At 69.8% G+C, this 13,553-nt stretch carries 11 protein-coding genes; 6 read left to right on the top strand and 5 right to left on the bottom strand.

Going from position 1 to position 13,553, the window contains the following annotated elements; all coding sequences use genetic code 11:
• Nucleotides 1–2 precede the first annotated feature (2 nt).
• From ABZ827_RS00680 to ABZ827_RS00700, 5 genes are all read right to left on the bottom strand, one after another.
• A complete protein-coding gene (locus tag ABZ827_RS00680) occupies nucleotides 3–2,012 on the bottom strand; it encodes a PKD domain-containing protein (protein WP_357230751.1) in 2,010 nt (669 codons plus the stop codon).
• A gap of 93 nt (nucleotides 2,013–2,105) precedes the next feature.
• Nucleotides 2,106–2,261 (bottom strand): hypothetical protein, encoded by a 156-nt coding sequence (locus ABZ827_RS00685; RefSeq protein WP_357230754.1) that lies wholly within the window; start codon nucleotides 2,259–2,261, stop codon nucleotides 2,106–2,108.
• Entirely contained in the window at nucleotides 2,258–3,691 is a 1,434-nt protein-coding gene (locus tag ABZ827_RS00690) for an amidase (RefSeq protein ID WP_357230757.1), read from the bottom strand. The genes ABZ827_RS00685 and ABZ827_RS00690 overlap by 4 nt, the downstream gene beginning before the upstream one ends.
• A gap of 103 nt (nucleotides 3,692–3,794) precedes the next feature.
• A complete protein-coding gene (locus ABZ827_RS00695; RefSeq protein WP_357230760.1) occupies nucleotides 3,795–4,634 on the bottom strand; it encodes a GntR family transcriptional regulator in 840 nt (279 codons plus the stop codon).
• 319 nt (nucleotides 4,635–4,953) lie between these two features.
• Entirely contained in the window at nucleotides 4,954–7,281 is a 2,328-nt protein-coding gene (locus ABZ827_RS00700) for a molybdopterin-dependent oxidoreductase (RefSeq protein WP_357230763.1), read from the bottom strand.
• A gap of 540 nt (nucleotides 7,282–7,821) precedes the next feature.
• On the opposite strand from ABZ827_RS00700, the gene ABZ827_RS00705 reads away from it, so the two are divergent.
• The 6 genes from ABZ827_RS00705 (at nucleotide 7,822) to ABZ827_RS00730 (ending at nucleotide 13,342) form a co-directional block, all read left to right on the top strand.
• Nucleotides 7,822–8,406, top strand: coding sequence for a biotin transporter BioY (locus tag ABZ827_RS00705; RefSeq protein ID WP_357230766.1), 585 nt, complete (start codon nucleotides 7,822–7,824; stop codon nucleotides 8,404–8,406).
• 25 nt (nucleotides 8,407–8,431) lie between these two features.
• Nucleotides 8,432–9,520 carry an AMP-binding protein gene (locus ABZ827_RS00710; RefSeq protein ID WP_357234334.1) on the top strand — a complete coding sequence of 363 codons (1,089 nt, stop codon included), beginning with the start codon at nucleotides 8,432–8,434 and terminating at the stop codon, nucleotides 9,518–9,520.
• A complete protein-coding gene (locus ABZ827_RS00715) occupies nucleotides 9,517–10,644 on the top strand; it encodes a thiolase family protein (protein ID WP_357230769.1) in 1,128 nt (375 codons plus the stop codon). Before ABZ827_RS00710 ends, ABZ827_RS00715 begins: the two co-directional genes overlap by 4 nt.
• A gap of 61 nt (nucleotides 10,645–10,705) precedes the next feature.
• Entirely contained in the window at nucleotides 10,706–11,386 is a 681-nt protein-coding gene (locus tag ABZ827_RS00720; protein WP_357230772.1) for an ABC transporter ATP-binding protein, read from the top strand.
• Complete coding sequence (locus ABZ827_RS00725) at nucleotides 11,383–11,985, top strand: energy-coupling factor transporter transmembrane protein EcfT (protein WP_357230775.1); 603 nt, start codon at nucleotides 11,383–11,385, stop codon at nucleotides 11,983–11,985. The genes ABZ827_RS00720 and ABZ827_RS00725 overlap by 4 nt, the downstream gene beginning before the upstream one ends.
• Nucleotides 11,978–13,342, top strand: a complete 1,365-nt coding sequence (locus ABZ827_RS00730) for an AMP-binding protein (RefSeq protein WP_357230778.1) — start codon at nucleotides 11,978–11,980, stop codon at nucleotides 13,340–13,342. The genes ABZ827_RS00725 and ABZ827_RS00730 overlap by 8 nt, the downstream gene beginning before the upstream one ends.
• The last annotated feature ends 211 nt before the right edge of the window (nucleotides 13,343–13,553 follow it).

Genomic DNA, 13,553 nt, shown 5'->3' on the forward strand with positions numbered 1-13,553 from the left:
GGTCAGCCGACGATGACGCGGACCCGCGCGAGGTTGTCGATCCGGGCATAGGGAGTCACGGGGTCGCCGTCGGGTTGAGATGTGACGCGGGCGGTGACGAAATATGTTCCCGGCTCGGTGAAAACGTGATCACGTTCGACGGTCACGGCGGTGGCGGGGTCGGGATCGGCCGTATCGGTGAACTCGCCCGAACCGTCGAAGTCCCAGGCGAGTGACACGATGAGTCCGGCACCGGGAGGTGTCTCGGCGACGGCTTTCAGCGTAACCGGCTGTCCGGCGGCGATTTCGGCGCGGTCGGTGCCGTCCGCGGTGAGCGTGACAACGGGCTGGACACCGAGGCGCTCGGCGGCGCCGGCCGGGACGTGTACCTGGCCGTCTTCGACGATGTATCGAGTTGCGGCGGCCGGAGGCCGGCCGGTCTCGACCCATGCGCTGAGTTCGCGGAGCGCCTGGTGCAGGACGCCGAGATAGCTGACGGTACGGGTGGGATGTTCCTGGGCTTCGTCGTCGCCGTGCAGGGCGTGGTCGACGTACCAGAGCCGGAAATGGTCGTCGGTCCGGTCGCCGAAGTGTTCGCGGACCCGGCCGCGGTACCAATCGGCCTGCCAAGGGAAGGCCTCGCGGTCCAGCAGGCAGGAGACGACGATCATCTTGCCGGTGAAACGTCCCGTCGGCAGATGCCCGGAGGCGGCCTCGGTGAACAGGGGGCCGAGAAGTAACGGCCGCTGCGGGTACAGCGGGGATCCGTCCGGCCGGCGGAACCGGTCCCAGACGGGATAGCTCGGATCGGGAACCTGATGGCGATGGTAGGTCTGGGCGGCGAGGAAAGCGCTGTTGTCGATTTCCACGGTATCGCCGGGCTCCAGTCCGGCCAGGGCGCCGTCCCGGTCGGGTGTATCGAGGACTGCCACATCGCCGTGGAAGCCGGTCACGGTGGCGCGTGCGCCGGCGGCGGAGCCCGTGATCACCAGCAGGTCCGCCCCCTGGATCAGGGCGTCGGCAGGCAGGCCGGGTACGGCGACGGCCACGACGCAGCTCCCGTCACCGCCGGAGCCCTTGAACGCCTCGTCGACACCGCCGTGCGGGGTTCCGGCCGCCCGATGGTCCGGGATGCCGTATGCGGTGGCCTGCTCGCGGGTGAGGGTGCCGGTGGTCCGGGAGCGGTGGCTGACGCGGTCGCGATGCACCGAGGCAGCGGGGTCGGCGCCGAGATAGCCGGGGGTCGTCCAGTAGTCCTCGAAATAGGCAGGGTCGACGGTCCGGATATGCGGGTAGAGGGCGCCGAACGCGTGGAAGCCCATGGTGCGGTGCCCGAACCAGGAACGGACCGGAAAGCCCATGCCGGTGACTTCGGCCAGTGCGTCGCGTTCTTCGCCGGTGAGATCGGCGTCGACCGCACGGCGTGATCCGGCGTCGGCCGCGTCGGCGATTCGATCGAGGCTGTGGCGCAGTATCCGCTGGGCGTGCATCCGCACCGCGAAGACATTGGGGATGGCCATCGGGCTGCCGATGACGTAGGGCACGAACCCGTCCCACACTCCGTCGGTGCTCTCGGCACCGCCGATGGTCCGGTACCCGCCGCCGCTGCCACCGTAGGCGTAGCCGTACGGGCGATGGTCGCCGTACAGGCGCCGGGCGATATCGCGAGAATATTGTGCGGCGGCGGCATTGGCGCGATAGGCGGTCACGGTCGGATCGGCGCCGCCCTCGGGAGTGGCGGGGCTGCCGCCGCCGTTGGTCTCCAGGAAATAGGCGCCACTGGAGAACGCGAACCCGATCTTGTCCTCCCGGCCGGTGGCGCGCTGGGCGAGGTGCTCACTATCGGGAACCGGGGTGATGTGCTGGAAGAACCGCCCGCGATAGTCCTGTTCGGGTGGGAAATACAGGGAGAAGCGGGTGTCGGTGCCCGTGAAACCGCCGTGTATATACCGATGGTGTGCGGGGAGATCGCGCCACTCGTCGATATCGATATAGGGCGTGGCGAAGTCGGGGTCGGGCACGGGGTGGTCCACGAGATCTCCTCGGACTGAAATTCGAGTACACCACTGTGAATATCACGATTCATCGGTGCCCAGGAGGTATTGGACCCCGCGCCGCCCGTTGACTCAACCGACCGTGAAACCGCCGCTCGGGTCGGTGTAGCGGGCTTCGTCGAATCCGTGCAGCAGGGCAGCCATCTCGCCGGCCAGGCGGTACATGGCGTCGACCGCGGTGTTCTCGGCGGACTCGCCCGACCAGGTGTACGGGGTATCGATACTCATCGGGTTTCTCCTCGGTGATCGGTGGGGCGCTGGAGGTGATGATCGGTACGGCGCTGGAAGGCGTCTCCGGCCCGCAGGACCGCAGCCTCGGCGAAATGGTTGCCGGAGAAGGACATCGACAGCGGGGTGCCCTCGCTGGAGAGACCGATCGGCACCGCGAGCGTCGGGTTGCCCAGCGGGTTCCAGTACGGCGTGTGCAGGGAGGGCAGAACACCGAGCGGGTCGAGCGGGTCCATGGTGTCCAGTGCGGGCGCCCCGAGATGGCCGGTGGGGGTGAGGACCAGGTCTACCTTGGCGAGCAGCTCCGCCATCCGCTGCTGCGCGATCCGCCGGACCCGTTGCGCCTGGACGTAATCCGGGCCGCTGACACCGGCACCGCCGGCCAGGATGATCCTGGTGGCCTGTCCGTAGTCGGCCCACCGGGTGCGCAGGGTCTGCCGGTGGTAGGCGTGGGCTTCGGCGAGCATGACGACGATATCGATGGCCGTCAGCTCCGGGTACATCGGAACTTCCACCGGGATCACCGTCGCTCCCGCCGCGCGCAGCGCGTCCACGGCCGCGCTGAACAGCGCGGGCTGGGCGGGGTCGATTCCGCCGCTCGCGTACCGGTCCAGATCGTCCACCCCGATGGTGACGCCGTGCAGGTCGCCGGTGAGCGCCCCGAGATAGTCGTCGATGGGCGCGCGCGAACTGTACGGATCGGAGCTGTCGTACCCCGCGATCGCGGTGAGAACGGCGGCGCAGTCGGCGGCACTGCGGGCCATCGGCCCGATATGGTCGAGGGTGTAACCGAGGGGAACGACACCGGATTTCGGGACTCGGCCGAAGGTCGGTTTGAGGCCGGTGATCCCGTTGAACGCCGCCGGAATACGGATGCTGCCCGCGGTATCGGTGCCGATCGCGGCACAGAACATCCCGGCGGCGACGCCGCTGCCGGATCCCGAACTGGATCCGCCGGCCCAGCGGCCGGTATCCCAGGCATTGCGCGGCACCGGAAAGGGTTTGTCCGGATCGGGCGCGCCGATGGCGAATTCCATCGTGGTGGTCTTGCCGGTGACGATCGCGCCCGCCTGTTCCAGCCGGCGCACCACGACGCAGTCGCCGGCCGACGCGCCCCACGCCGGGTCCAGTACCAGGCTCTGCGCCGTGGTCGGGCCCTTCGAGTGGGCCAGAATATCCTTGACGCCCACCGGGATTCCGTCGAGCGGACCCAGTGGCTGCCCGGCCGCGATCCTCTCGTCCGCATGGGCCGCCGCCTGCCGGGCGCTGTCGTCGAACCGGGTGAGGTACACGCCGATCTCGCCGTCACCCGCATCCGCGGCGGTGATGGCCTGTTCGACGAGTGCCGCGGCGCTCGTTTCGCCGGTCCGCAGTGCTGTCACGGCGTCGGTGAGTGTCGGCAGTGTGAGTGCCGGGACTGTCGTGGTCATGGTGGTCCTCGTTCTCGGATCGAACTATGTTGCAGCGGAGGGGAGATCGTGCCCAGTTGGTTCTGTGGCGGCGGTCTGGAACCGTGTTGCGGCCGGGCCGAACTCACGGCCGATGGGACAATGCGCCGGTCGGATCGATACGGGGTATGCCGCCGATCGCCAGTTGGAGTTCGCCGCGGCAGGTGCCGAGTGCGTAGTCGACGGCGCAACCCGCCCGGTCGCGAATCGTCTGTTCGACCAGCAATACGGGTTCGCCGGGCAGGATGTGCAGCAGCTCCGCGGCGCAGTCGTCGGCCCGTCCGGCCTGCACGCCCATATCGCAACCGGTGATATCGACTCCACCCGAATGCAGCAGGGTGTAGAAATCGTCGCGGAAGGTGGCCTGATCGAGACCACTCGCCTCGGCCGCTCGCAGGTAATTGGTGAAAACGGCGAGTGGGCGGTCGTCGAGCAGTAGGACGTATTCGATACAAAGGCAGTCCGTCCCCACCGCCACCTCGCCGAGCCGGCCGGCGATCACCGGCGGTGCGGGGACCCACGCCCAATGCAGTAGTCGCGGTGAGATCCGGCCCAGCGCCAGATGCTCCTCCAATGACCGGCCGGCCGGTGGCGGCGCACCCGCGACGACGTACTCCTCCCGGATCGCGACTGTCCCCAGTCCGCGCCTACGCTCGATCAGCCCGTCCCGGCGCAACAGGTCGAGTGCGGCCCGGACGACATCCCGGGAGGCGCGGTGCCGGGCCATCAGCTCGGATTCGCTGGGGAGCCGGCCGGTACCGAAGGCGCCGGATCGCAGTTCCGCACGCAGCAGGTCGCGCAGCCGGCGGGTCATCAGATGTCCCGAGGCAGGCAACAGCCGGCGGACCTGGCCCTCGAACACTGCCCGGTCCCGCGCCGCGTCCTGCGAACCGGTCCGGTCATCGTGTGCCGCGATATGGTGCATGCCGGTAGCGTGCGTCCGGGCCGGGTTACGCGACAAGGCTCCGAGGTAAACCTCCGGTTACTTCCCGCTGTGAATCTATTCCAGACCTCTGAACTGGCGTTTTTCGATTTCCTTCTGTCGTTACGGGACAGCTGATCGCCCCACGGCACTCGCGTTGACGCATATTTCGCATAGTTACGCGGTCGAGAGCACGGTGCTGCGGCCACTGCGCTCGTTACGGCCACCGCGTCCGGGGCATCGCCGAAACGCGTGGACGTGATCTGATAACGGAAGCCGGCGGTATGGACGACGCTCGGCTCGGGTAGCCGCTCGATCAGAGCTACCGGACGGCGTCCACCATCGGTGGGGGTGTGCGCACCCGCAGCGGCGGAAGGTCGCCGTCATAACGTTCGGCTTCGACCAGGCAGCTGTTGACGGAGGGGCCCTGGGTCAGCGAGCTGGTGCCGATATCGTTGGTGACCGTGTTCGGGTTGCCGTGCACGTCCAGCGATACGGGGTCGGCCGGGTCCAGCGGGTCGTACCAGGCGCCGGTTGCCATATGCACCACACCGGGCCGCACCGCGTCGGAGATACGGACACCGGCCAGGAGCGCGCCGCGGTCGTTGAAAACGCGCACGATATCGCCGTTGTGCAGACCGCGGGCGGCAGCGTCGGCGGGATTCATCCGTAACGGTTCGCGGCCGCGGATCTTGGACTCCTGGCTGGTGACACCGTAATCGAGCTGACTGTGCAGGCGGGTCGCGGGCTGATGTGAAAGCAGATGCAGCGGAAAGCGTTGCGCCAGTGGGCTGCCGAGCCATTCGCGGGGCGGATACCACGCGGGGTGGCCCACGCAGTCGGAGTAGCCGAACTCCGCGATCGTGCGGGAGAAGAGTTCGATCCGGCCGGAGGGTGTGCGCAGCGGGTGCCGGTCCGGATCGTCGCGGAACAGTTCGAGGGCGTGGCGGCTCTCGGTGAGTACCGGACGCAGATCGAGGGGCTCCCCGGTGCGGAAATCCGCGTAGCCGGGCAGCTGGATACCGGCGGCCGCGGCATTGTCGACGGTAGTGCGCCACAGCCGCTCGACCCATTGCCGCGCGGTCCGTCCTTCGGTGAAACGCTCGGCGAAACCGAGTCGTTCGGCGAGACCGGTGAAAATCGCGTAGTCGTCGCGGGCCCGGCCGTAGGGTTCGAGGGCGCGGTTCATGGGGGTCAGCCAGTGATCCGACCGCCCGCCGGCGAAATCCTCACGTTCCGCGGATGCGGTGGTGGGCAGGACGATATCGGCCATCCGGGCGGTCGAGGTCCAGCTGATCTCGTTCACGATCACGGTGCGTGGGCGCGACCAGGCGCGGCGCAGCCGGTTGAGATCCTGATGATGGTGGAACGGATTGCCGCCGGCCCAATAGATCAGATCGATCTCCGGATAGGTGAGCACCCGGCCGTTGTAGTCGACGGTGCCGCCGGGCTGTTCGAGCATTTCGGTGAGCCGGGCCACCGGGACGATATCGGTGACCGGGTTACCCGGTTGTGGGAAAGCGCCGATCTCGAAGGGCAGGTAACGGCGCTGCATGTCGTGGGTCATCCCCACACCCGTGCCCATGAGAATGCCGCCGCCCGGTAATCCGATATGGCCGAGCGCCGCCGCGAGTGCCCATGCGGCCCAGTAACTCTGCTCGCCGTGTTCGGCGCGCTGCAGGGCGAAGGGAAGTCCGATCAGGCAGCGTTCGCGGGCCATCAGCCGGGCGAGGTCGCGGATCTCCGCGGCGGGGACCTCGGCGAGGCCGGCGGCCCATTCGGGCGATTTCGGCAGGCCGTCGACGCGCCCGGTGAGGTACTCGGCCAACTGGTCGAAGCCGGTGCTGTAGCGGTCGAGGAACGCGCGGTCGTGCAGTTCCTCGGTGACGAGGGTGTGCAGCATGGCGAGCATGATCGCGACGTCGGTATGCGGGCGGCAGGGCACCCAGCGGGCGCCGAGCGCCGGATCGCAATCGTCGCGGACGGGTCCGATATGGACGATATCGACCCCGGCGTCGCGTAGTGCGGTGAGCCTGTCAGTGGACGGATGCGCACCGACACCACCAGGATTGACCTGGGTGTTGCGCGGCGCGGCACCACCGAAGAACACCACGCGGGCGCAGTGCCGGGCGATCTCTTCCGTTGTGGGAGCCTGCTTGGCCGCGGCGTAGGCGTTCATCCCGAGGATGTGCGGAACGAGTACCTCGGCCGCGGCGAAGGAGTAGGTGTCCACCGAGGCGGTGTAGCCGCCGAATATCTGCAGGAATCGGTGGATCTGTCCCTGTGCGTGGTGGAACCGGCCGGCCCCGGCCCAGCCGTAGGAGCCGCCGTATATCGCGCGGTTCCCGCCAGTCGCCTGTGCCGAGAGCAGGGCGCCGGCGGCGATATCGAGGGCTTCGTCCCAGTCGACCTCGACGAACGGTTGCCGTCCCCGGAGCGAGGGGTCGGCGGCCGTGCCGTGGCGGTAGTAGTCGAGCCGGATCGCCGGACGGGCGATGCGGTGGTCGGGATCCTGGAGGGCGGTCAGCGAGCGGCCTATGGGGGACGGCTGGGGGTCGCCGGCGTGCGGTGTCACCGACAGGGTTCCGTCGGCGGCGGTGTCGAGGAGATAGTTCCCCCAGTGGGTGGCGGTCGATCGGGCCCGCGTCATCGTCATTCCTTTCCGGCACGGCGCGGTGCCGACCGGGCCTCCTCGGTGCAGTGCCGAGGCAGGTTCCGCGTCACCGCTGGGTGCGCCCGGATGCGGCTGTATCCGGGCGCAGCAGGTGTCTCGGTTGTCCAGTGTGCACCCGGGCTCTGTCAGATCCTGCCGACCGCACTGGATGCTGCGCGGCGGCGGTGTGGTCCGCGGGTTGCCGGGCCGGCCGCTGCATAGGATCACCGGGCCGGCGGGCGGGGAATGATCACCACGGGATCGGTCGCATCCTCGATCCCGGGATGTCGATGGGCCCGCGGCCGATCTCGACCGGCTGCGCGCCCGGCGCCGTCCGCGGCCGGTCTGCGCCCGCGCGAATTGGGCGGTCCCGCCGGAACCTGCGCGCCTGCCCGGCGGCCGAGCCGCTGGGCGACGGGCCTGCCCAGGTGCGGATATGCGGAGGGCCAGCGGGCTGGGCCGGGGTCGCGAGTCCGCTCGGGACGCGCATTGCTATCTTGAACGACGTTCAAGCTAGGTGTTGCGAAGGATGGCGTCATGAACGGTGTCGAGGACTCGCGGGCGCCGAAGACTCGCACCACATCGCGGGATATGGCGCAGATCGCGGTATTCGCCGCGCTCATCGCGGCGCTCGGGTTGCCGGGTGCGATCACGGTGGGTTTCAGTGGCGTGCCGATCACCGTGCAGACCCTCGGGGTCATCCTGGCTCCCGCGGTGCTGGGGGCGCGCAAGGGGACGGCCGCGGTCGCGGTATTCATCGCGCTGACCGTTATCGGCCTGCCCCTGCTGTCCGGCGGGCGGACGGGGCTTTCGGCGCTGGCCGGGCCGAGCGCCGGATATCTGGTCGGGTGGATTCCGGCCGCGCTGGTCATCGGTCTGCTCACCGCGCGGATCGTGCCGAAGTACCCGCTGCTGCCCGCGCTGGTGATCAACGCGGCCGGCGGAATCGTCGTCATCTACCTGTTCGGGACCCTCGGGCTGCTGCTGCGCACCGATCTCGGAGTACCGGCCGCGATCCAGGCCAACGGTGTGTTCCTCCCGGGCGACCTGCTGAAAGTGGTGGTCGCCACGGTCGTGGCCAAGGGTGTGCACCGCGCGTATCCGGGGTTGCTCGGTGGGTAGCCCCGTACTCGGCGGCGCGGGGGAAATGCCGGCACTCGACCTCGACGGCACAACCCTCACCTACCGTGACCTCGACCGTGCCGTCGATCGCTGGATCGAGCGATACGAACCGGGGGCGCGCGGTTACGACGCCTCCACGCTGCCGCTCGGTGAGGCTCTGATCTGTATCTGCGCCGCCGCGCGCCGCGGGGTTCCGGTCGCCGTCGAGGACCCGGCGGCCCGCCCGCACCGGTCCGTCTGGCCGGCCACGGCGTTCTTGCTGGTCGCCACATCCGGTTCCACCGGGCACCCGCGCCCGCTCGCCCGCACCGCCGCCTCCTGGTACGACAGCTTTCCCGCCTTCACCGAGATCACCGGTGTACGGCCCCGGGACCGGGTCCTGATCACCGGGCCGTTGCACGCGACCATGCACCTGTTCGGCGCGCTGCACGCCCTGTGGTGCGGTGCCTGCGTGACCGACCACCCCGCGCGAGCCACCGTCGTTCACGCCGTACCCGCGATCCTGCGCGATGTGGTGCCGCGGGCGCCGCGATTACGGACCGCGATCGTGGCCGGTATCGCCGCCGACCCGGGTGCGCTGGCCGCGGCCCGCCATCTCCGCGTGATCGAGTACTACGGCTCATCGGAGGTCTCGCTCGTCGCGACCCGGCAGGTGCCCGCACCCCTGCGCCTGCTGCCCGGGGTGCGGGCGCGGATCCGCGACGGGCTGCTCTCCGTGCGCTCCCCGTACACCGTGCTCGGCGCACCGGACTGGTTCGATGTGGGGGATCTGGCCGAACTCGGGGACGACGGCGAGTTGCGGGTGCACGGCCGGGGGGAGGCGGTGATCAATGTCGGGGGCACCACCGTCGTCGCCGAGGACGTCGAGCGCGTACTGGGCGGTATCGACGGTGTGGCGGCGGCCGCGGTGATCGGCAGCCCGCACGCCGTATTCGGTGAAACCGTGACGGCCGCAGTGCAGTTGGACGGCACCGGGGTCGAGGAGGTCCGGCGGCGGGCGCGCGACCTGCTCACGAGGGAAGCCATGCCGCGCCGCTGGGTGCAGGTTCCGGAAATGCCCACCACGGCCGCCGGGAAGATCGCGCGCGGCCGGTTGAAAGACTTGCTCGTATGAACCCGGAACCGGTCCTCGTCGCCGCCCGCCGCACTCCTGTCGGCACTGCCGGTCACGCGTTCGCCGAACTGACCGTCGCCGACCTCGCCGCGCCCGTACTCGGGTCCGTGGCCACCACGCTGCGGGAAGCGGGAATCGATACCGAGATCGACGACGTCGTACTCGGTAACTGCCTGGGCCCCGGAGGTGATCCGGCACGGATCGCGGCGTTGCAGGCCGGACTCGGCGTGCGGGTGCCCGGGGTCACCGTCGACCGGCAATGCGGTTCCGGCCTGGACGCGGTGATGCAGGCGGCACTGCGGGTCCGCAGCGGCGAAGATCAGCTGATCCTGGCCGGTGGCGCCGAATCGGCCAGTACCGCGCCGTGGCGCTTCTGGCCGCCGGCCGCGGATGCCGAGCCGGTCCGCTACACCCGCGCGCCGTTCGCGCCGGCGGGGTTCCCGGACCCCGATATGGGCGTCGCCGCCGACGATCTCGCGCGGGTGCGTGGAATCAGCCGGGAACGCCAGGACGAGTACGCGGCACGGTCCCATACCCGGGCCGCGGAAACGGATTTCACCGCGGAGATCGTGCCGGTCGCGGGAGTGGTCCGCGACCAGCGGATCCGCGCCGGTATGACCGCGGCCCGGCTTTCCCGGCTCCGGCCCAGCTTCGGTTCCGGAGGCACCGCGACCGCCGGGAACTCCTGCGGTATCTCCGACGGCGCCGCCGTTGTCGCGGTGACGACGCCGCAACGCGCCGGCGGACTGCCGGCGTTGCGTATCGCGGCCACCGCGGTCGCGGCCGGCGACCCGGCACTCCCCGGACTCGGACCGGTGCCGGCGATCCGTTCGGTCCTGCGCCGGGCCGGCCGGACAGCCGCCGAGGTGGGCCTGGTGGAGATCACCGAGGCATTCGCCTCGGTGGTGCTGGCGGTCTCGGATGAACTCGGCCTCGACGAAGCGCTGATCTGCCCGGAAGGCGGCGCCATCGCCATGGGGCATCCCTGGGGTGCCTCGGGGGCGGTCCTGCTGGTGCGGCTGGCGAGCCAGATGCTGCGCCCGGGTGGTCCCGAACTCGGTCTCGCCGCCTGCGCCATCGGCGGCGGCCAGGGTGTGGCGATGCTGGTGGAGCGAGTGGTATGAGCGGATCGGTACCGGCGGAACCGGACCGGGCCGGGGTCGCGTTCGGGCCGGAGGAGACAGTATGAGCGAGATCGTCTTCGAATCGGTGAGCCATGCGTTCGGCGAACGCCGGGTGCTGCGGGGTATCGATCTGCGGATCAGTGAACGCCGGGTCGGGATCGTCGGCGCCAACGGTTCGGGTAAATCCACCCTGGCCCGCATGGTCAACGGTCTGCTGACCCCGACCGCCGGCACCGTGACCGTGGACGGTATCGACACCTCCCGGAAAGGCGGGCGGGTGCGGCGCAAGGTCGGGTTCGTCTTCACCGACCCCGATACCCAGATCGTCATGCCGACGGTCGCCGAGGATCTGGCGTTCTCGCTGCGCCGCAGCGGTCTGGCCAAAACGGAGATCACCGGGCGGGTGGCCGAGATCCTGGACCGGTTCGGGCTCGCCGGACATGCCGAACATCCGTCGCATCTGCTCTCCGGCGGGCAGAAACAGCTCCTCGCCCTCGGCGCGGTCCTGATCCGCCGGCCGGAGGTGATCGTCGCCGACGAACCGACCACCCTGCTGGATCTGCGCAATGCCCGGATCATCGCCGAAGCGCTGGACGCGGTCGATCAGCAGGTGATCGTGGTGACCCATCAGCTGTCCCTGCTGGCGGGTTTCGATCGGGTGATCGTCATCGACGACGGTGTGGTGGCGTTCGACGGCAGCCCGGCCGCCGCGTTACCGGCCTACCGCGAGCTGGTCGAATGATCGGCCTGTACCGCGCCGGGAATTCGCCGGTGCACCGCACTCCCGCCGGGATCAAGCTGTTATTGCTCCTGGTCATGATCACGGCGGCGACGGTGTTCGTCCGGACGCCGCTGCAACTGGGTGTGGTCGCGGCGGGCGCGGCCGGGCTGTTCGCGCTGGCCCGGATCCCGTGGCGCACCGCCGTGGAACAGCTGCGCCCGATGGTGTGGATGCTGGCGATCATCGCCGTCTTCCAGGTGCTGACCACCTCGCCCGCCCGGGCACTGGTGGTGTGCGGACTGCTGCTTCTGTCGGTCGCGCTGGCGGCGCTGGTCACCCTGACCACCCGGGTCACGGACATGCTGGACGCCGTCACCCGGGCCCTGGGCCCGCTGCGCCGCATCGGGGCGGACCCGGAACGGATCGGACTACTGCTGGCGCTGGCCATCCGGTGCGTGCCCCTGCTGGCGACGATCGTGCGCGAGGTCGCCGAGGCGCGGCGGGCCCGCGGTCTGCAGTGGTCGATAACGGCACTGGTCACCCCCGTACTGGTACGGGCCCTGCGGACCGCCGACGCGATGGGCGACGCGCTCGCGGCGCGCGGGGTCGACGATGACTGAATTGCTGACCGACCGGATCGCACGGCAGGTGCGGCCCGGGCGCGCGGCGGTGCGTACCGCGGGAGAATCCGTCGGCTATCCCGAATTCTGGACGCGGGTCACCCGGGTCGCGGCGGGTCTGGCCGGTCTGCGGAGAGTGGCGGTGCTGCCGACCTCGGATATCGATTCGCTGGTCACAGTGGCCGCGGCCATGCGGGCGGGGGTCTCGGTGGTGCTGTTGCACCGGCATCTGCTGCCGGATCAGCTCCGACGGGTGCTGGCCGTCGCGGATCCCGGCGCGATGGTGGCCGTCCCGGCGCAACACCGGCGGCTGCGTCGGATGGGGTTCGACGGCGCGATCCGCACGGCGGCCGAGTTGGCGTCGGATGGGGCGCCGGGCGGCGCCCGGCCGGAGTCCGAACTGCTGGTCGGGATCACCTCGGGGACGACCGGTGAACCGAAACTGTTCGTCCGGGACCAGGCGTCCTGGGCCGCGACCCTGGATCGTTCCGACCGGACCTTCGATATCGGGCCCGGCGACAAGGTCGCGGTGCCCGGTGTCCTCGACCATACGCATTTCCTCTACGGCGCCCTGCACGCGCTGACCCGCGGCGCGACCGTCGACCTGCGGCCCGCCACCGACGCGCTCGCCGACGGCGCGACCCACCTGTATTCGGTGCCCACCCTCGCCTGGGATGTGGTGCGCGCCGCGAACGGCACCCACGGGAGTGTGCGCGAGGTGCTCTCCTCGGCGGCGCGGTGGCCCGCGAACGGGCGCGCCGCCCTGCGCGGTGTGCTGCCGAACGCCACGCTCACACATTTCTACGGCGCGTCCGAACTCAGCTTCGTCTCCTTCGATCGCGGTGCCGGCGCCGCGGACGAATACGCGGCGGGTGAACTGTTCGACGGAGTCGAGGTGGAAATCCGCGCCGGCCGGGTCTTCGTGCGCAGCGATATGGTCTTCCGCGGCTACCTCACCGAAACCGCGGTGGCGGACGGGCCGGTCGGCGGATGGGTGTCGGTGGGCGATCGGGGCGCCCTGGACGGCAGGCGGTTGCGGCTGTTCGGCCGGGCCGGCGAGATGTTGATCCGCGGGGGCCTGAATGTGGAGCCGGCGGCTGTGGAAGCCGCGCTCACCGCGATACCCGGGGTCGTCGAGGCGGCCTGCGTGGGTGTCGCGGACGAGCGGTGGGGTCAGGTGCCGGTGGCCGTTGTCGTCGTCGGCGTGCGGGCGCCGGATATCGAGGAGATCCGCCGGAGGTTGCGCGCGACACTCCCGGGCCCGAGTATGCCTGCGCGGATCCAGGTGCTGGCATCGCTGCCGCGTACGCCCCGAGGCAAACTGGATCGTCCGGCGCTGCTCGCCGCGATCAGCTGAAACCGCTCGGGCGACGCGCCGCGACACGTTGCGGTTCGGTAGCGATTGTCATTTTCGTCTCGGAACATCTATTGCCAAGTTTGGGTAGTTCTTTACTATAAGAGGAGTTGACGAACAACGTGCCGCACAGTCGGGGCACGGGTGGCCACCGGGTTCCGGTCATCCGCTCCGGTGCTGCCGGTCGACTTGTACTCTCCTGCTCCGCAATCTG

Origin of the sequence: Nocardia sp. NPDC019395, assembly GCF_040632335.1 — a bacterium.
Taxonomy (GTDB): Bacteria; Actinomycetota; Actinomycetes; order Mycobacteriales; family Mycobacteriaceae; genus Nocardia.